The sequence below is a fragment of the Tenacibaculum sp. SDUM215027 genome, assembly GCF_050566205.1.
In the GTDB taxonomy this organism is placed as follows: domain Bacteria; phylum Bacteroidota; class Bacteroidia; order Flavobacteriales; family Flavobacteriaceae; genus Polaribacter.
Window position 1 is genome coordinate 313827 of record NZ_JBNXUE010000003.1, and the last position, 20107, is coordinate 333933.

Genomic DNA, 20107 nt, shown 5'->3' on the forward strand with positions numbered 1-20107 from the left:
AGTAATTTTATTTTTTATTAATTTTTTCAAGAACAAAAACCGACATAAACGGTGTAAATTTTATCTCTTCTTCTAGTTTAATGTTAGCTTTATCAAATACACTTTTCCAAGTTTTTTTTGAAAAGAAATGCATAAACCCTACTGAAAATGCTAAAAAATTAGGTAAATCTCTCAAATGCTCTACAACCAAAATCTTTCCTTGTTTTTTTAAAACTCTAGAACACTCATTAAAAAGAAGCTCTTTCTCCTCATTAGACCTCACTTCATGAGCCGCCGAGAGTAAAAACAAAATATCAATAGATGAATCTTTTAGTGGTATTTTACCCGTACTAATTGATTTAGTACCTGGATATACCCTACTCACTTTTCTTGCTCTTTTTATAGCCTGTTCAGTATGCCTTGTTTGATCATAAAAATCAAAAACCTGCAAATTTGATGATTGAAACTTATTTTTTAAAATGAAACTAGTCTCATCAAAACCTGCGTTAATATTTACAAGATTATTACTACCCTTTAAGTTGATATTATCTACCCACTTAAAATCATAGTATTTCGAAAAATCATATACATAAGCAGATACTAGCAAGGGAGCTAACAATCCATATATTATAATTACAACTAAAAACCACTTTAGGTAATCATTATAGCTAAATAAATAGTGTCCCAAAACAACTATTAATAAAGCTATTAAGCCAATGTAATAAAAATGCCTATTGAAACTAAGTATGTTTAATACTCCTTGAAACTTTCTTCTTCTTATTTCCATAATTCAATTTTCCCTTTTTTCCAGTAGTATGGAACGTTTTTAATAATAAATGAGTTAGCAACTCTCACATTTTTAAATCCAAGGTCTTTTATAAATGAAAAATTATAATCGACAATTTCAATAGGCTTTGGTTTCCAATTATTTCTTACCCCCTCAATAATTAATACTTTTTTTTTAGGTTCATTATACGTAAAAGTAAATGGTAAAGGCCCAGCAAAGCGCCTTGCTTCTTTCCAATCAGAAAAAGGTGAAAATTTCGGTAATGACACATCACTTTCTTTATCCTCAAACACTATTTTAAAATCTGATTTTTTTGAGCTAATACTTATTTTACTATCTAGTTTAGTCTGCTCAATATCAGAAGTTGTATAGTTATAATGAGTAAATAAATTTCCGGCTATCTCCATTCTTTTACTATTCGTTTCCGATTTTAAAATATACAGCCCCCTTAGTTTTCTTCCTTTTGAATTGGTATATCTCACAAAAATGCGGTAGCCAATTAAAAAGAAGTCATTTCCTAAAATTTTCGGAAATCCTTTTGGTCTCAAATTTTTAGTTTGCACCATAGCTACTGCTAAAAAAGCCCACTGATTATTAAAAGTATCTAAATCCAAACATTCAGGAATAAAGTCTTCTAAATGTTTCTTTGGCATTGCAAAAGTTGTAACAATTGAAGTTTCAAAAAATGCTTCAACAGCAAATGGATGATTTTTTAGTATCTCCTTCATGCTGTAGTATTTTTAGGGTTTAACTTAAATTCATTTATATAAACTATAAATACAAACAAAGCAGCAAAAACTATATTAAGCTTACCCCAGAGTAATATATCTGAAGTAATCATAAACTCAATTACATTCATTATTGAAACAATTACAATCTGTGTTATTACATTTAATTTTGACCTATAGTTTGATATAATCCATACCACCATTATCACTTCTAACCCGCCTATAATTAGGGTTAATTCTCTTGAATAATTATTACTTACAATTTTTCCTACTATTTCTTGATGCCTTGGAACTAGATTAAAAATTTTACAAAAGAGTCCATTAATCAACCAAACACTGGCTATTAATAAAGTAAGTAGTATATGAATATATTTTTTATACATATTAAATTTTCAGAAATTTTTGAAAGTTTGTAGGCAAATTTTTTTACTTTTTTATCATTTTGGTAAAGCTTGATAACAACCAATGCTCATCAGCTTTTATCGCTTTATCTAAAATACCATTTACAGTATTCGTAACTGACGATAAATCATTCATTACTTTTTTAAAGGCTACAGCTTCTTCTGAATTCTCTTTAACATCTTCTTGCAATTCATTTAATACTTTTAGAACAGGCTCTATCTCTCTTTTTTTACGCTCTTTTGTTACCTGCTTAAACAATTCCCAGATATCTTTATCAGCCACAAAAAACTCTTTTCTCTCTCCTACTACAAACTCTTTGCTTACAATTCCCCAATCAATTAAAGCACGAACATTCATATTTACATTACCTCTAGAAATTTTTAAGGTTTCCATAATTTCATCAGCAGAAAGTGGTTTTGTTGAAACTAACAATAACGCATGTACTTGTGCCATCGTTTTGTTTATTCCCCAACTAGTAGCTAAACTTCCCCATGTATGAATGTATTTTAATTTTGCGTCTTCTAATTTCATATCACAAATATATAACAAAATATTAAACTTTCAATAATTACTGAAAATAAAATATTTTAAATTTTTATTTAATTTCTTGTAATAATTTTACTTTTCAGAATACATATTAAGAAAACCAAATTTTGAGTAACGATTTTTATATAACATCCATTTTACCACATGCTGGTATTATTATTAAAATATGTAGAGCTTATACGGACTCTCAAGAAGATTTTGAAGACTTTTATCAAGAGGCTTGTTTACAAATATGGAAAAGTAGAGATGCTTTTCAGAATAAGTCAAAATGGTCTACTTGGATTTACCGAATTACGCTAAATGTTTGTTTAACCTTAGCGAAGAGAAATGCTAAAAAAGAATATTCTTTAGAGAAAACTCCCAATTTATCGGAGGATAATAAAGCTTTTCAAAACGAAGATTTAAACTTGTTATACGATGCTATTAAAAAATTATCTGAAGTCGACAGAGCGATAATCTTACTGCATTTAGAAGAAAATCCTTACAAAGAAATTGCTGCAATTATTGGAACTAGCGCTAACAATATTGCAGTACGCATTAACAGAATTAAAAAACAATTAAAAATATTATTAGATGGAAAAATCAATTGAAAAAAGATGGAATGAAGCTTTTGTTGATGAACAATCATTAATCGCTCCAAAAGTTAACGATATATACAACCAGAAGTCTAAATCAGTCATTAATAAGATTAGAAGAACCTACGAGTTTGACAATAAAGGGTTACTTCCTATGGCAGGAATTGTAGTTATTGGGGGTATCCTTTTATCTGAAACTATTATTGCGGCTTACGGCGCTTTTTTAATCTTAAGCTTGTACTTTTTTAATACAAGATTGTTAAAAAGATTTAAATCCATTGATGTTAAATCTGACAACCTAACGTATTTAAAAAATTATAGAAGTGTAATTAACTCGGTATCTAAAGCCACAAAAAAGTTATTTATTTTTGCTATTCCCCTAGCCATTGTATCAATTTTCGCATTGGCCTATGGGGTAAAAGAACAAAGCTTTTTATCGAACTATATTTCTAGCGAAACTTCCTTCTTAGGCATCTTAGTGATTGGACTTATGGTGGCTATGGCTACTGCAATGATTGGTTATTTTGTATATACCATTTCAACCAAAGTTTTATATCACAGTCTTATTTCTAAGCTCGACAATATCATTAAAGAAATGGAAGAATTAAAAAATTCTTAATCAACCATAAGCCAGAGTTGTTATTAATAACTCTGGTTTATTTTTTTGTTCTTGTTCGTTTACGAAGTTTAAAAATTCTATCATCGTAATAGGCTTTCAATTCCTCTACAAATGACATAGGGTTTTTGTATGTTGTTAAAACTTTATACGTATGACTCCCTAATAACTCATTCAATACTTTTTCTAATCGCTCAACTTCTTTTGTTAAATAAGTAGTGCTATTAGTTGTTTGCTCAATTAGCGAAATATCTTTATCAAAACATATAGTCGTATTACCTCCAAAAATATGCGCATGAAAAGCTTCTAACTCTTCTAAACTTCCGTTCTGGTATATTTCAATAAGTTTTGTTGTAGTTTCAGTTGCTTTTAGTTGTTCATTTTCTTGCATCGAAAATTTATCAGGATGCACATACAACATAGCTTCCTTATACAATCTTTTCTTCTCTTTTTGATTTACTTTTTCTTGTGTTACTGTTTCTTTTGAAATATAAACAACATCAGTAACTTCCTTATAATTTTTACCTTTTCTTTTTTGTGCTAACCTTCTCTCTTTCTTAGCTTTCTTTTGTTCCTTATATAAAATAGTTAGCTCTCTTTCCTCTATCAACAAATCGGAAATCGCATTCCGTAACGACTGCTCAAAAGGAAACAATTTGTATTCAATTGCTTCAATTTCAGCCTCAAGGCTTTTAATTCTCTCTTGTAGTTTTGAAACTGCATCTGACTTAGCTTCTGTAGGGAAATTTTCTATACTCATACCTAATAACTTACCTCTTCCTTTGTAAAATAGTCAACCCTACTCGTATTTTTTCATACGAAACTTGTTCTCCTAAGAACTCAAAATACGGTTTTAAAGCGGTTTCGTTTTTCAAAACTTTTTTTGCATTTGCTACGAGTGCTAAGGTATCTGCATCTATAAATTCGTCTAAACTCACATCTTTTCCTTCTAAATACAGTTTAGATAAATGAGAAAAAATAGTGGTAGGTTTTAATCCTCGATTTTCAGCAATTTCTTCGACCGTAAAACCTTCTTTATACAATTTAAAAGTCTCTAAAGTAGTATCTTTTTTAGTTCTTTTCTTCTCACTTAAGAATGTTTTAATCTCTTCCATAAATTCAGCTCCGTATACCTCCAACTTTCGTTGCCCTACTCCACTAATTGCTAAAAACTCTTCGTCAGATTGTGGTCTTTCGTTTTCTATCTCTTTAAGTGTGGCATCATTAAAAACTAAATATGCTGCAATATCTTCTTCTTGAGCAATACGATAACGTAGCTTTCGTAAACGTTCAAATAACGTATCCTTAACTGCTTTTTTCTTTTTCTCTTTTATTGCTGTTTTTACTTCTTTTGTAAACTCTACAGGAGTTGTTAATTGTACTTTTTCGCCTTCAAAAAGTACTTTATTTGAGAACTCCGTTAGTTGCAAACTGTTGTTTAAATGAAAGGCTATTTGACAATACCCTTGATTGGTTAACTGAACTAAATAATGCTGCCAATCTCTCCATGAAATATCATCTCCTACTCCATACGTTTTTAACGTTTGATAATTCTTATCTAATACAGCGGCATTTTTTGCGCCTCTCAGTACGTCAATCACCATACCCATTGCTTCTTTTCCTTGCAATCGATAAATAGCTGATAATCCTTTCTGAGCTATAACTGTTCCATCAAAAAACTTGGGAGGATTCTTACAGACATCACAGTTTCCACAATTTTCTTCTATCAATTCTCCAAAGTAACTCAATAATATTTTTCTTCGGCAAACAGTGGCTTCAGCGAATTGCTTCATCCTTTCTAATTTTGCCTCCTGTACTTCTTTATTCCCTGTGTTTTCTATAAATTGACGTAATTGAATAACATCAGCGTAACTGTGAAATAATAATGCATTCGCTGGCAATCCGTCTCGTCCAGAACGTCCAATTTCTTGATAATATCCCTCGATATTTTTGGGCATATTATAATGAATTACCCATCGAACATTCGACTTATCAATTCCCATTCCAAAAGCAATCGTAGCACAAATTACCTCACAATCATCTTTTATAAATGCTTCTTGTGTTTTTGCTCTTTCCTCAAAAGGTAATCCAGCATGGTAAGCTTTAGCATTAATGTTATTTTGTTGTAGCTTTTTTGCTAATTGTTCAGTAGCTTTTCTACTCAAGCAATAAATAATTCCTGCTTCATTTGGTCTTCTCTGAATAAATTTGATAATTTGCTGCACTCTATCATTTGCAGGACGCACCTCTAATGCGATATTCTCTCTATTAAAAGAGCTAATAAATTGCGCCGCATTTGGAACGGCTAACTGCTCTAAAATATCCTGTTGTGTGGCTTTATCAGCAGTTGCTGTTAACGCCACAATAGGAACTTCTGGCAACGATTTTTTTAGGAATGCTAATTGTTTGTAGGAAGGACGGAAATCGTGCCCCCAAGCAGAGATACAGTGCGCTTCATCAATAGCTATACAACTTACATATGTTTGATTTAGTATGTTTTGTAATAACGACAAGCTCTCTGGCGCAACATATAACAGTTTGATTTTATTCTGTATTACAGATTCAAAAACCTGCTCTTGCTCTTCAGTTGATTGACTACTATTGAAAAAGGTAGCAGGAATTCCGTTCGCTTTTAAACTATCTACTTGATCTTTCATTAAAGCTATTAATGGAGAAATCACTAAGGTAATTCCTTCAAAAAATAATGCAGGTAATTGATAACAAATAGACTTCCCTCCTCCTGTTGGCATAATAACCAACGTATCTTTTTTTGCCAGTATATTTTCGATAATAGTTTGTTGTTCCAAACGAAAACTATCGTACCCAAAATTTACCTTTAATTTCTCTAACAATTCTTGTTCTGTAATCTGCATCATTTGGCAAAAATAGCAATAAAAAAAGCGCAGAGTTTAAACTCTACGCTTGATCTTATTTTTAGTTATTATTACTTAATATCTTGTAACAACACCTCAACTGCTTTCTTTAATTGAGCGTCTTCTCCTCTATCTTTCCAACCTGGTGCATTTTTTACTAAATAATCTGGTACTGCTGGAGCCTCGTTCTCCATATTCTTTCCAGATTTTTTCACATACCACGCTCTAAATGGCATACGAATCATTCCGTTTTGCAAACGTTTACCTCCTGTAGAAATTACCGCCCCAAAAGTTGGCTGCCCCACTAACTTTCCTAAACCTAAGTTTTTAAAAGCATGTGAAAAAATTTCGGCATTTGAATAACTATTTTCATTACATAAAGCTACCATTGGCTTCGTGTTTACAGATAAAATAGCTCGTTCATTAAACGGATAATTTCCTTTGAATTTTTGATGATTTTTTAAGCTTTTTGCTGCTCCTCTCGGAACAGTATACGCATGCTGATCTACGTTTAACACCGCCATTAATCGGTCAGTAGTCCAACCACCACCGTTGTATCGTACATCAATAACAATTCCTTTTTTACCATATCCGCTAGCTTTTAATTCACGTTCGAAACGCTCAAAACTTAGCATGTTCATTCCTTGAATATGAATGTATCCTAATTGACCGTTAGAATATTCATCTACCAATTTCTTTCTAGAGTCTATCCACTCTTCATATTGTAATCTTCTTAATGATCTTTCTGGACGTAACACGACATCTTTACCATTATCTAAACTCAGTAAAATTTCTTTTGATTGTGTATTCTTTAATAAGCTGTAGAAATTTGTATTCTTTTTAATTTCTTCTCCATTAACAGCTGTAATAATATCTCCTACTTTTAACTTACTTGTAGATTTATCTGCTACTGAATTTGGTAACACGTAAGAAATCTTAACTCCTTTTTTAGTATTCTCTACTTCTAATCCTAATACTCCAATCTTATCACTTGTATTCCTTGGCGTACTACCGCGGTAGCCCATATGACTCGCGTTTAATTGTCCTAACAACAAATTAAACATATACGTGTAATCTTGTTGTGTAGTTGCTGACAATACCCATGGCTTATATTTTTTTACCAAGGCATTCCAATTATACCCATGAAATTCTGGATCATAAAAACCAGCGGTTAATGCTCGTATACCTTCTTCAAAAACCTGCTCAAAAACTTTGTCTCTATAGGTAGTATACGTAGCACTGTGAGGTAAATTTGTTACTTTATCTGACTTAGTGTTTAATTCAGCTAATCTTCCTTTTGAAGTAAAGTAAATTTTCCCTTTGTTTTCAGTAAAGTTTCTTGCGTTGGCTACACCTTTAACTAATTTTGGTTTGCTACCATCCCATTTAACTTTATATGTACTTCTTTTTTCTGTAGCAGGGTTAGTTGCTGAAAAATAAATAAAATCACCATCAGCACTGAATACTGGACTATACTCATCATCTTGTAAAGAAGTAACCTGTACTAAGCGATCATAAATTTTGTCCTCATCTATTTCTACTACTACTTCTTTTTTCTTCTTTTTCTTACCTTTTTTTGCTTCTTTCTCTTTAGAAGGTTCTACTTTCTTCTCAGGATAATAAGACCCTTCCTCGTGGTCTAACTTCGATTTCTCCCAATCATACTTTTCTAACCAAACCATCCATACATCATAATTAATTCCGCTTCTGTTTGATAAAAATGCTAACTTTTTTCCGTCAGCACTCCAAACTGGATTACGGTCGCTTCTTGGATGCATAGACACATTCATTTTGGTAGATGGTTTTTCAATTGACTGAATAAAAATTTCACTATCAAAATTTAAATCTTCTTGAGAATAGGCTATGTATTTACTATCTGGACTCCACGAAACACCTTCTGCTGCTGCCCATGAGTTAGAGTATTCTTTAGCATTTGTTATTTTACCTTTTTTAACATCAGCAATCATTAAAATTCCTCTTCCTACTTGGTAAGCTATCTTCTTTCCGTCTGGAGAAACTAAGGAATACTCTATATCTTCTTTGTTATTGGTAAGCTTAGTAACTTTTGTTTTTAAACTACGGTGTAATCCTACTAAAGTATCTGTAGAAACGGCACTATACAATTGATAAATTCCATCTCTATCCGAAGAAAAAACAACTGTTTTATCGTCTAACCACTGTGGATTAATATCTCTATAAGGATGCTTGCTTACATTGTTTGAACGCTTCTTTTCCTTATTGTTTTCCTTAACAAAGATTTCTCCATTAACTTCTAAAGCTACATTTTTACCATTTGGTGAAACTGCATAATTACTAATGTTTCCTGAAACTGTTTTGGTTTCTTCTTCTTCAAAACGATTATCTGAAACAATATCTAAATTAACTTTTTGAGTTTTCCCATTTACTAATTTGAACGTATCAGCTCCACTAGTATAAACAATTACCCCGCTGTTACTTACCGAAAATGTCTGTACACCATCTTTAGTTTGTCGCGTTAATTGAGTAGCTGTTCCATCAGCAGTTCCATTTGATAAAATTGCTTGCTTATAAATATTATAACGTCCACTTTTTGCGCCTATATAATATAAATTTCCGGCTGCATCCCAAACTGGAGAATGATCGTTCTTATTACTTGTTGTTATTTGGTGATATTTTTTTGTTTCTGTATTGTATATCCAAATGTCACGTTGTGCAGAACCAGCATAATCTTCACGTGCAATACGACATGCTCCTTTGGTAAAAGCAATTAATTTTCCATTTGGTGATACAGAAGCCATTTCTCCATAAGCAGTTAATAAACGACGTGGTGTTTCTCCTTTTTCATTAACTACATACATTTGTTTATCCCACTCTGGACCTCTTAATACACGACCAGTAGTAAATACAACATCTCCTTCTTTTGTCCAATCCGTAGGTGTATTTGTTGTTGGATAATATGTTAACTGTTTAGGAACTCCTCCTTTTACTGAGGTTACAAATACATTATCATTTCCTTTTCTATTTGATGAAAATGCAATTTCAGTTCCATCTGTACTCCAAACAGGGTTGCTTTCGTAACCTTTATGAATGGTCAACCTTTTTGTTTGCTGATTGTTAAAGTTATATAGCCAAATATCGCCATAATAACTGAATGCCATTTGAGAAGCATCAGGGCTTATCACAGGCTTACGAATTAACGTATGTTGCGCAAATAAAAAATTACTTGCTATTAAAGCCACCCCTAAGAATATCTTTTTAGTCATGTTGTTTGATTTTTTAAATCCCCAAATTACTTCATTATGACTAAAACTCTAATAAAATTAGGAATATATTAACAGTTCTTAACAGTTTTCACAAAATCACCAATTCCTTCAACTCCCTTTTTTTCTAGCTCTTTTATAAAAGCTGAACCAATAATTGCTCCGTTTGCATATTCACAGGCAGTAGAGAATGTTTTATGATCTGAAATACCAAAACCAACAATGAGCTTACTTTGTAAATTCATTGTTTGAATTCTTTTAAAATAATTGATTTGTTCTTCGGAAACTTCGCCTTTAGCACCTGTAATAGATGCTGAAGCAACTACATAAATAAAAGCATCTGATAAAGAATCTATCTTACGGATGCGTTCATCTGAAGTATGCGGTGTAATTAAAAACACATTCGTAATTCCGTAGTTTTTGAATAACTGTTGATAATGGTTCTCGTATTCAACCATAGGTAAATCGGGAATAATGACAGTGTCAATTCCGCAATCTTTTACTTTTTTACAGAATTTATCTTCTCCATATTTAATAATTTGGTTCAAATAGCCCATTAATACCAAAGGCGTTTTATTTGAATCTTTAATCGACTCTAATTGCTTAAAAACAACATCGAGATTCATGCCATTTTTCAATGCTATATCACTACTATGCTGAATAGTTGGCCCATCAGCTAACGGGTCAGAATATGGCAAGCCTACTTCAATAAAATCTACCCCACTATTGCTTAACTCGGCAATAACTTTTGTTGTATCTTCTAATTTTGGAAAACCTGCTGTAAAGAAAATAGATAGTAAGTCGTTTTCTTTTTTATTGAATATATTTTGAATTGAGTTCATTTCTAATAGCTTTTAGCCATTAGCCAGAGGCTATTAGCTTAAATGTTTTATATACGTTTCTAAATCTTTATCGCCTCTCCCTGATAAATTCACAACCACCACTTGGTCTTCACGTAAATCCATTTTTGGTAATACTGCTAATGCATGCGCGCTTTCTAATGCCGGAATGATTCCTTCTATCTTTGTCAATTCATAGGCGGCATCTAAAGCTTCTTTATCAGTAGCATTCATGAATTTTGCGCGTTTTGTTTCATGTAAATAAGCATGTAATGGTCCTACTCCTGGGTAATCTAAACCTGCTGAAATAGAATACGGTTCTACAATTTGTCCGTACTCATCTTGCATTAAAATGGTTTTACTTCCATGAATAACTCCTACTTCTCCTAATTGTGATGTCGCAGCACTTTCTCCAGAATTCACTCCTAATCCTGCTGCTTCTACTGCAATCAACTCAACTTCTTCATCCTCTAAATAATGATAAAAAGCACCTGCAGCATTACTTCCTCCTCCTACACATGCTATAATGGTATCTGGATTCTCTTTCCCTGTTTGTTCTTTTAATTGAGCTTTCATTTCCTCAGAAATCACCGCTTGTAAACGTGCTACCATATCAGGGTATGGATGCGGACCAACTACAGAACCTATTAAATAATAGGTCTCTGGATGCTGAATCCAATAACGAATTGCTTCGTTAGTAGCATCTTTTAGCGTTTTGCTTCCACTTGTAGCTGGTACCACCTTTGCTCCCAACATCTTCATACGCGCCACATTAGGTGCCTGACGTTTGATATCAGTTTCTCCCATAAAAACAACGCACTCTAAGCCCATTAATGCACACACTGTTGCCGTAGCCACTCCATGTTGTCCTGCTCCTGTTTCTGCTAAAATTTTAGTTTTCCCTAAATGTTTTGCTATTAAAATCTGACCAATGGTATTATTTACTTTATGTGCTCCTGTATGATTTAAATCTTCTCGCTTTAAATAAATAGTCGCTCCGTATTTCTCTGATAATCGTTTTGCTAAATACAACGGACTCGGACGACCAACATAGTGTTTTAATAAGTCTTTATATTCTTGCTGAAAAGTTTCAGACTCTATAATTTGTATATAATTCTCTTCTAACTCTTTTACATTTGGGTATAACAATTCTGGAATAAATGCTCCTCCAAATTGTCCGTAATACCCGTTATTATCTGGTTGAAATTTCATATGATTAGCTTTTAGCTGTTAGCTTTTGGCAATAAGCCTTAAACTGTTCTATTTTTTTTACTGATTTTATCCCTGGCTTTGTTTCAAACTTACTGTTCACATCAATGGCATAGCAATGCTTAGATGCTGATGTTTTAAAAAACATGGTTAACTCATCTACTTCTTCCAAACCTATTCCACCACTTAAGAAGTACCTTTTTGTTGAATTATAATCTTTTAAAACTTGCCAATTAAATGTTATCCCATTTCCTCCTCGCTCTTTTCCTTTAGTATCAAACAAAAAGTAATCAACTACTTCTTCGTACGGTTTTAAAAGCTCAAAATTGAATTCTCCTTTTATTCCAAATACTTTAATGATCTCTACTTTTGGCAGGTATTTTTTTAACTCTTTAATATACGCTACAGATTCATCTCCATGCAACTGAACTGCTTCTAACTGATATTCTTCAACTAATGAAACTACTATTTCTACATATTCATTTACAAAAACGCCTACTTTTTTGATTCCCTTGGGTAGTTTCGGAATGATACCTTCAAAATTTCTTGGAGATTTTTCATAGAAAATAAAGCCTAAATAATCAGGTTGTAATTCAGCTACTTGCTGAATATTTTCTACATACTTCATTCCACATACTTTTAGCTTCATCTTATTTATATTTTGTCACTTCTTTTGTCACTTCGAATAATTTTCGACTTTAGGAAAAAGTTGTATTGAGAAGTATTTGTTCTCGATACTAATTTATTCGTTCCTCATAAATTCACTCGAACTGACATTATCTTATTTGCTCAATAAACTCCTTACAAGCTTCTCCTGGGGTTTCAGTTTTCATGAAATTTTCTCCAATTAAAAAACCTTGAAATCCGTATTCTTTTAATCCTGTAATAATTCTAGGATCTGAAATTCCACTTTCAGAAACCTTCACAACCGTATCGGGAATTTGACTTGCTAGCTTTATTGAATGCTCTAAATCAACCTCAAACGTTTTTAAGTTTCGATTGTTAATTCCTATAATCTTATTATCCAAATCTCCAATTTTATCTAAATCTTCCTGAGTATGAATTTCATATAAAACCTCTAATCCTAAATCGGTTGCTAACTGACCGTAGTTCTTCAACTGCTCTGCTGTTAAACAAGCAGCTATTAACAGTACAACATCAGCGCCAATTGCTTTGGCTTCTACTATTTGAAATCCATCAATAATAAAATCTTTTCTTAGAATTGGTTTTATTTGATTAATATTTCTGGCCTCCATCAAATCTGCCATCGTTCCTCCAAAAAATGAAGTATCAGTTAAAATAGATTGTGCCGCCACATTCGCATCAAGGTACCCATTAGTCACTTCAGTAATAGTTGCTTTGTCATTGATAACTCCCTTAGATGGAGATTGACGTTTAAATTCAGCAATAATTCCTGTTGAATATGGCTCTAACAACGATTTTTTTAATGAGATTGGTTGTCTTTTAAAATTTGGACTCTTTACCAGTTTTTTAACAGCAACCTCAGCTTTTATTTTAGCTACTTCTTGTTTTTTAAAGGCTATTATTTTATCTAAAATGGTCATTTTATATTCATTTTTTTGTCTAGTCGAACGCAGTCGAGGCTTAAGGACTCTCGGTAATGTTCGAAGTGACATTTAATTTACTAATTTTTCTAATGATTGTTTTGCTTTTAACCCTAATAAAGAATCTTTCGCTTCTTCAAAAGCGGTTTCAAAACTCTTATGTTTATCAAACGTTTTTAAAGCAAATGCTGCGTTAGTTAATACTACATTATTATGTGCTTCAGTTCCTTTTCCTTTAATTATATCCACAAATATCTCTGCTGCTTCCTTAACCGTATTTCCTCCAAAAATAGCAGATGGAGCAATCGTCTTTTGTCCTAAATCAGATGGAGAAACTTGCTTTTCTGCTTCTTTAGTAAACAATTTAAAGTCTCCTGTTAATGAAATTTCATCATACCCATCAAGCGCATGCACTACTCCATAATTTACTTCAGATTGCTGTAACATATAATTATATACTCGTGCCACTTCTAAATTGAATACTCCTACCAACTGGTTTTGTGGTTGACTCGGATTTACCAACGGACCTAACATATTGAAAAATGTTTTCACTCCTAATTCTCTTCGGATGGGAGCTACCACTTTCATCGCTGGATGAAATAACGGTGCATGTAAAAAACAAATATTTGCTTCCTCTAACTGGCGTTTTAAAGTAGCCTCATCATTGGTAAAATTGTATCCTAAAAACTCTAGCATGTTGGACGATCCTGATGCAGAAGACACTCCATAATTTCCATGTTTTGCTACTTTATGTCCAGTCCCTGCAACGATAAATGAGGTTAGTGTTGAAATATTGAAAGTGTTTTTTCCGTCACCTCCTGTTCCACATAAATCGATGGTATTAAAGTCTGACAAATCTACTTTTATGGCAAGTTCTAATAAAGCTTCTCTAAATCCCGATAATTCATCTACCGAAACTGGACGCATTAAAAACACAGTAATGAATGCTGCTATTTGTGAAGCATTGTACTTTTCTTGTGCTATGTTTATCAAAACTTCTTTCGATTGTTCTTTTGTCAATCGTTTTTGTTCAAACAGCGTGTTTAGTATTTTTTTCATGTGAATAGCTTTAAGCTTTTGGCTTTTGGCTTTTCGCCAAATCAATAAAGTTCTGAATCATTTTTTTTCCGTCTGGAGTCAAGATACTTTCTGGATGAAATTGTACTGCTTCAATTGCAAATTCTTTATGTCGCAATGCCATAATACTTCCGTCTTCATCAATTGCAGTTACTTCTAATTCTTGTGGAAAATTAGTATGAGACGCAATCCATGAATGGTAACGAGCTGCTTCAAATGTTTCTGGAATATCTTTAAAGGTGATTGTATTCTTTTTAGTTACCTGCATTTCTGTAGCTACCCCATGAAAAACATCACTTAAGTTTTCTATCTCTCCTCCAAAAACTTCGGTAATAGCTTGCAAACCTAAACACACGCCAAAAATTGGAATTTTACCTGCATATGTTTTAATAGTTTCTTTTAATATTCCTGCTTCATCAGGAATTCCTGGTCCAGGTGATAAAATAATAGCATCGTAATTTTTAATTTCCTCTATAGAGATTTCATCATTACGATATACATCTGGCAACTCCCCTGTAATATCTTCTACATAGTGTACCAAGTTATAGGTAAATGAATCGTAATTATCTAATATTAATATGTTCATATTCTTTAGCTTTTGGCTCTTGGCTATTAGCAAAAATCTAACAGCTAAAAACTAATTTATATTTCCTCTGCTAACACTAATGCTTTTTTCAGTGCTGCTAATTTGTTATTTACTTCTTGTAATTCGTTTTCTTCTTTTGAATTAATTACAATTCCTGCTCCTGCTTGATAATACAGTGTATTATTTTTACTTACAAACGAACGGATAGCAATGGCTTGATTTACATTTCCGTTCAAACCAATAAATCCAACACATCCACCATAAAATCCGCGAGTTTGATTTTCATATTTATCTATCAACTCCATCGCTTTATATTTAGGAGCACCACTCAAAGTCCCTGCTGGAAACGTATCTCCTACAATTTCTATTGGATTTCCTGTAATTTTCCCTGTTACTGTGGATACCAAATGAATTACATGACTAAAATACTGCACTTCTTTATAAGTTTCAACCGTTACGTTAGTAGCGTGTTTACTTAAATCGTTTCGGGCTAAATCGACTAACATTACATGTTCTGCATTTTCCTTTGGATCGTTCGCCAGTTCTTTGGCTAACTCTCTATCTTTTTCATCATCTCCTGTTCTTCTAAAAGTTCCTGCAATTGGGTTTATAATCGCCTGACCTTCGTCTATCTTAATTTGCGCTTCAGGTGAAGACCCCATCAACTTAAAACTTCCGTAATCAAAATAGAATAAATACGGAGAAGGATTTATAGAGCGCAAAGCTCTATACACATTAAATTCATCTCCTTTAAATTTTTGTTGAAATTGACGTGATAATACCAACTGAAAAACATCTCCTCTTTTACAGTGTTCTTTTGCTTTTGTTACACTTCCTTTAAACTCTTCGTCGGTAATATTTGAAGTTTCTTCTCCTTGAAAAGCAAAGTCATATTTAGCAAAGGATTGAGAATTTACCAAGTTTTCAATTTCTGATAATCGAGACTCCTCACCTTCAGGAATGTTTTCTATCAAAATCATTTCATTTTTAAAATGATTAATAGCAACGATAAATCTAAAAAAACTATACTGTAATATTGGAATTGCTGACGGAGCTTTCTTTGATTTTAATTGAATAGTTTCAAAGTATTGTACAGCATCGAAAGTGGTATACCCATACAATCCGTTAAATGATTTTATTTCTTCTGAACAGTCTACTGAAATAACATCACTATATGTATCAAATTTTTTATAGAAATCTTTTTGAATAGGTCCTCTTTCTAATTCTTCCTTTTGATAAGACAGTACTAACTCATCATTTTCAGCTTTAATTGTAACCAACGGTTCTATACATAAAAATGAATAACTATTTTCTTTACTGTGATAGTCTGAACTTTCTAACAGCAAACTATTTGCATACTTATCTCTTGTTTTTAAGTACAAACTAACTGGCGTAACCATATCTGCCAGTTGTTTTTTTGCTCTTGTTTTAAAGGTAATTTTTTTCATTTCATTTAATATGTAAAAACAAAAAAGGCTTATCATGAGATAAGCCTTTTCGTTGTATTATAGATATAACAAGATGGTCTCACTAACGTAAGTTACGAGTTTTCCACCACCAGTTATTTAATTGTTGTTTTATCATTATGCTACAAATGTATAAAGTGATTTTGATTTTACAAACTTTTTTAGATTAAAAATTTATAAATCAATAAACAGCAACTTAATTAATAGAAAAATTTTCTTTAGAGAAGAAAATATCTATTGGTGAACTCCCTATTCCCTTTACTGTTTTAAAAACAGTTTTATCTTCGTTATAAATAACTAGCACACTTTTATCTGTATCAAAAAAATCTTCTGCTCCCAAAACATACACTTGTCCTGTCGTCGGATGTTCTTTGATAACAGTTGTAAGCATTACCCCTTCTGTCATTGGGTTTACAAACTCTTCTGCTTCTTTACTTACAGTATTAAAACGGTGAACTGCTCCTGTAGCTACCTCTAACCAATAAATATAATTACTTGATAAGCTCATAGTAAGCATACTTGTTTTATAAAGATTCATACCCTCTAATGTTATAGTTTCATTAACAGAATAATTTCTACCAAGACTTACGAATGCTGCTTCTCCCACTCTCTTTTCTGTTCCAACCCAAATTTTATTGTTTTTATCTTTTAGAATTCCTGAAATAACATCTTCAAAAGTTACTACTGTTTTTAATGACTTATCCTTAATATTCAAAACCTTCAACTCTTTACCATCAGCAATCAATACGCTTTCTCCTTCTACTAAAAGTCCTGATTTAGAAAATAAAACCTTATCTGATATTCCTTCCATTTTATCTTTTATTCCTTCATTTATATTAAATAATGATAGGTTATATCTTTTATCTCTTCCTCTTCCATCTGTTGAAACCATTAATCCCTCTGTTTCAGAATACATTGTTAAATACGATGGATCTGCGACCTGAGAAGTAGCTACTGTTTTCTCTACAACTAAGCTTTGTAAATCGAATTTTGTAACAAAATCAGGCCCTGTCTGTGATATTGCAAACAATTTGTTTTCATAACCTGAAAAAGAAATAGTGTTTTTGTTTAGCGACTCATATACATTTGGGGTAAAAACCTGACCTTCATCTAGGTGCCCTATTGTTGTTTTTTCTCCTTCATAACTCAATATAAAAGAATTATTATAAATCGGAATTGGTTCCTGTTTTATTGAATCACTTGAACAAGAAAAAAATGTCATAATAAGACATAGCAATGTAATACTGTATATACGTATCATTTTTATAATTAATTTGAAATTTCTGAAACTAAAAAACACTGATAAACATTCTTCAAAACATAAAATGTTTATGTGTACACATTGCTACTTCTTTTATTCCCGAAAGAAAAACAACAAATTAAATTTGGCAGATCTCCTGACTAACATCTTGTTACTACCTTCCCGTAAAAAACAGTGGTGTAAGAAATAACAAGTATCTATTATATAGACAAAGCTTACAGTTGCGGGTACAGTTTAGGACTTTCACCTAATTCCCTTTTAATTTTCTTTTCTTCAAAGAAAAACCGCGACAAATATATTTTAGTCTCAGGAAAGAAACACCAATTTTACTGTTAAAATTCCAGTTCCTCCTTTCCGCATGAAAACCAACTTTATAATTATTATGAGAATAAATTAAAAAGTAAAATAACAATAGCTTAAAATTCAATTTAAAGTTTTAAAAAAGCTTTTTTATAGAGTATAAAGTTATAATTTATAACCAATAATAATAAAATTATTTAAAAATAAAAACATCATTCAGTTATTTGCATTGTAATAAACAACAAAAATAAAAGTTATGTGTGGAATTGTATGTGCGTTTGATTTAAAGCAACCGTCAGATAAATTAAGACCTCAATTATTAGAAATGGCTAAAAAGGTTCGCCATAGAGGTCCAGATTGGAGCGGAATTTATAGTGATGAGAAAGTAATTATGGCACATGAGCGACTAGCAATTGTTGATCCTGCTTCTGGACAACAACCCCTATTTAGCCATGATCGTAGATTTGTGTTAGCTGCTAATGGAGAAATATACAATCACAAAGAGATAAGAAAGCAACTCAAAGAGCAACATGAATTCTTAACAAAATCTGACTGTGAGGTAATCTTAGCCTTATACAAAGAAAAAGGTATTGAGTTTTTAGATGATTTAAACGGAATTTTTGGCTTTACTGTGTATGATTCTATTACCGATGAATATTTAATAGCTCGTGATCATATGGGAATTATTCCTTTATATATGGGATGGGATAAACACGGTACTTTCTATGTAGCTTCTGAATTAAAAGCTCTGGAAGGTTATTGTAACAAAATTGAGGTTTTTCCTCCGGGTCATTACTATACCCGTGAAGATGGTTTACAAAAATGGTATTCTCGTGATTGGATGGAATACGAAGCTATAAAAGACAACCAAACTTCTATTCATGAAGTTCGTGATGCTTTAGAAGCTGCTGTACATCGCCAATTAATGAGTGATGTTCCTTACGGAGTATTATTATCAGGTGGGTTAGATTCTTCTATTACTTCAGCTATTGCAAAAAAATATGCTGCTAAACGTGTAGAGTCTGGTGATAAAGATGCTGCTTGGTACCCGCAATTACATTCATTCTCTATTGGTTTAGATGGATCTCCTGATTTAGCTGCGGCTAAAAAAGTTTCTGAATATATTGACACTATTCATCATGAAATTACTTTTACCATTCAAGAAGGTTTAGATGCTATTCGTGATGTTATTTACAACTTAGAAACCTACGACATTACTACTGTTCGTGCTTCTACACCTATGTATTTAATGGCGCGAGTTATTAAGTCAATGGGAATAAAGATGGTGTTATCTGGTGAAGGTGCTGATGAACTTTTTGGAGGATATTTATACTTCCATAAAGCCCCAAACGCAGAAGAATTTCACAAAGAAACTGTGCGAAAACTAGATAAATTATACCAATATGATTGCTTGCGTGCTAACAAAAGCTTGATGGCTTGGGGAATTGAAGGTCGTGTTCCCTTTTTAGACAAAGAATTTATGGATGTAGCTATGCGTATCAACCCAAAAGATAAAATGATTAACGGTGAACGTATGGAAAAATGGGTGCTACGTAAAGCATTTGAAAGCTACTTACCTAAAGAAGTGGCTTGGAGACAAAAAGAACAATTTTCTGATGGAGTTGGTTATAATTGGATTGATACCTTAAAAGAGGTAGTAGAAGCTGCTGTTACTGATGAAATGATGGAAAGTGCTTCGCACCGTTTCCCTACACAAACTCCACGTACAAAAGAAGAATATTATTACCGTTCAATTTTTGAAGAACAATTCCCAAGTGAAACGGCTGCTTTAACGGTTCCTTCTGTACCTTCAATTGCCTGTAGTACCCCTACAGCACTAGCATGGGACAAAAGTTTCCAAAACCAAAACGAACCTTCTGGTAGAGCTATAAAGGCTGTACATGAAGACGCTTACTAAGAAAATTCTTAGTTTTTTTCTATTTTTAGTTGTGATAAAAATCTCGCGTTTGCGGGATTTTTTTATGTAGAAACTTAAAACTTTGTTAAACTAAAACCTTTGAATCATTTCTTATAATAATAAGAACAATTTTAATAATAA

18 protein-coding genes and 1 riboswitch are annotated in these 20107 nt (G+C 32.3%); of the genes, 3 read left to right on the forward strand and 15 right to left on the reverse strand.

Annotated features, from left to right (window positions below; all coding sequences use genetic code 11):
• Nucleotides 1–7: 7 nt before the first annotated feature.
• Genes ACQYZ7_RS09690 through ACQYZ7_RS09705 form a run of 4 tightly spaced genes read right to left on the reverse strand, consistent with a single transcriptional unit; the run spans nt 8 to nt 2427 of the window.
• Entirely contained in the window at nt 8–766 is a 759-nt protein-coding gene (locus ACQYZ7_RS09690; RefSeq protein ID WP_430729544.1) for a methyltransferase domain-containing protein, read from the reverse strand.
• Nucleotides 757–1494, reverse strand: coding sequence for a DUF2071 domain-containing protein (locus tag ACQYZ7_RS09695; protein ID WP_430729545.1), 738 nt, complete (start codon nt 1492–1494; stop codon nt 757–759). The genes ACQYZ7_RS09690 and ACQYZ7_RS09695 overlap by 10 nt, the downstream gene beginning before the upstream one ends.
• Nucleotides 1491–1877: a DoxX-like family protein gene (locus ACQYZ7_RS09700; protein ID WP_430729546.1), complete on the reverse strand. Its 387-nt coding sequence runs from the start codon at nt 1875–1877 to the stop codon at nt 1491–1493. The genes ACQYZ7_RS09695 and ACQYZ7_RS09700 overlap by 4 nt, the downstream gene beginning before the upstream one ends.
• A 43-nt stretch (nt 1878–1920) precedes the next feature.
• The gene (locus ACQYZ7_RS09705; RefSeq protein ID WP_430729547.1) at nt 1921–2427 is read right to left on the reverse strand and encodes a GbsR/MarR family transcriptional regulator; all 507 of its coding nucleotides are present in this window, start codon (nt 2425–2427) and stop codon (nt 1921–1923) included.
• Between the two features lie 122 nt (nt 2428–2549).
• On the opposite strand from ACQYZ7_RS09705, the gene ACQYZ7_RS09710 reads away from it, so the two are divergent.
• Both ACQYZ7_RS09710 and ACQYZ7_RS09715 read left to right on the forward strand, forming a co-directional pair.
• Entirely contained in the window at nt 2550–3032 is a 483-nt protein-coding gene (locus tag ACQYZ7_RS09710) for an RNA polymerase sigma factor (protein WP_099215997.1), read from the forward strand.
• Complete coding sequence (locus ACQYZ7_RS09715) at nt 3016–3636, forward strand: hypothetical protein (RefSeq protein WP_430729548.1); 621 nt, start codon at nt 3016–3018, stop codon at nt 3634–3636. Before ACQYZ7_RS09710 ends, ACQYZ7_RS09715 begins: the two co-directional genes overlap by 17 nt.
• Nucleotides 3637–3673: 37 nt before the next feature.
• Here the strand turns inward: ACQYZ7_RS09715 and ACQYZ7_RS09720 are convergent, their stop codons facing one another.
• The 11 genes from ACQYZ7_RS09720 to ACQYZ7_RS09770 form a co-directional block, all read right to left on the reverse strand.
• Nucleotides 3674–4393 carry a hypothetical protein gene (locus tag ACQYZ7_RS09720; RefSeq protein ID WP_430729549.1) on the reverse strand — a complete coding sequence of 240 codons (720 nt, stop codon included), beginning with the start codon at nt 4391–4393 and terminating at the stop codon, nt 3674–3676.
• Between the two features lie 10 nt (nt 4394–4403).
• Complete coding sequence (gene recQ / locus ACQYZ7_RS09725; RefSeq protein WP_430729550.1) at nt 4404–6509, reverse strand: DNA helicase RecQ; 2106 nt, start codon at nt 6507–6509, stop codon at nt 4404–4406.
• A 68-nt stretch (nt 6510–6577) separates the two neighbouring features.
• On the reverse strand, nt 6578–9748 hold the full coding sequence (locus ACQYZ7_RS09730; RefSeq protein WP_430729551.1) for a S41 family peptidase: 3171 nt from the start codon (nt 9746–9748) through the stop codon (nt 6578–6580).
• 68 nt (nt 9749–9816) lie between these two features.
• Nucleotides 9817–10587 (reverse strand): tryptophan synthase subunit alpha, encoded by a 771-nt coding sequence (trpA, locus tag ACQYZ7_RS09735; protein WP_430729552.1) that lies wholly within the window; start codon nt 10585–10587, stop codon nt 9817–9819.
• 33 nt (nt 10588–10620) lie between these two features.
• Nucleotides 10621–11796 carry a tryptophan synthase subunit beta gene (gene trpB / locus ACQYZ7_RS09740; protein WP_430729553.1) on the reverse strand — a complete coding sequence of 392 codons (1176 nt, stop codon included), beginning with the start codon at nt 11794–11796 and terminating at the stop codon, nt 10621–10623.
• 4 nt (nt 11797–11800) lie between these two features.
• Nucleotides 11801–12442: a phosphoribosylanthranilate isomerase gene (locus ACQYZ7_RS09745; protein WP_430729554.1), complete on the reverse strand. Its 642-nt coding sequence runs from the start codon at nt 12440–12442 to the stop codon at nt 11801–11803.
• Nucleotides 12443–12569: 127 nt separating this feature from the next.
• Nucleotides 12570–13358 carry an indole-3-glycerol phosphate synthase TrpC gene (trpC, locus tag ACQYZ7_RS09750; RefSeq protein WP_430729555.1) on the reverse strand — a complete coding sequence of 263 codons (789 nt, stop codon included), beginning with the start codon at nt 13356–13358 and terminating at the stop codon, nt 12570–12572.
• A gap of 72 nt (nt 13359–13430) precedes the next feature.
• Nucleotides 13431–14417 carry an anthranilate phosphoribosyltransferase gene (gene trpD / locus ACQYZ7_RS09755; protein ID WP_430729556.1) on the reverse strand — a complete coding sequence of 329 codons (987 nt, stop codon included), beginning with the start codon at nt 14415–14417 and terminating at the stop codon, nt 13431–13433.
• 10 nt (nt 14418–14427) lie between these two features.
• Nucleotides 14428–15021: an anthranilate synthase component II gene (locus ACQYZ7_RS09760; RefSeq protein WP_430729557.1), complete on the reverse strand. Its 594-nt coding sequence runs from the start codon at nt 15019–15021 to the stop codon at nt 14428–14430.
• A 56-nt stretch (nt 15022–15077) separates the two neighbouring features.
• Nucleotides 15078–16469 carry an anthranilate synthase component I family protein gene (locus ACQYZ7_RS09765; protein ID WP_430729558.1) on the reverse strand — a complete coding sequence of 464 codons (1392 nt, stop codon included), beginning with the start codon at nt 16467–16469 and terminating at the stop codon, nt 15078–15080.
• Nucleotides 16470–16683: 214 nt separating this feature from the next.
• Nucleotides 16684–17709: a hypothetical protein gene (locus ACQYZ7_RS09770; protein ID WP_430729559.1), complete on the reverse strand. Its 1026-nt coding sequence runs from the start codon at nt 17707–17709 to the stop codon at nt 16684–16686.
• Nucleotides 17710–17857: 148 nt separating this feature from the next.
• Nucleotides 17858–18052: riboswitch (cobalamin riboswitch) on the reverse strand.
• A gap of 252 nt (nt 18053–18304) precedes the next feature.
• Here ACQYZ7_RS09770 and asnB point away from each other — a divergent pair.
• Nucleotides 18305–19966, forward strand: coding sequence for an asparagine synthase B (asnB, locus tag ACQYZ7_RS09775; RefSeq protein ID WP_430729560.1), 1662 nt, complete (start codon nt 18305–18307; stop codon nt 19964–19966).
• The last annotated feature ends 141 nt before the right edge of the window (nt 19967–20107 follow it).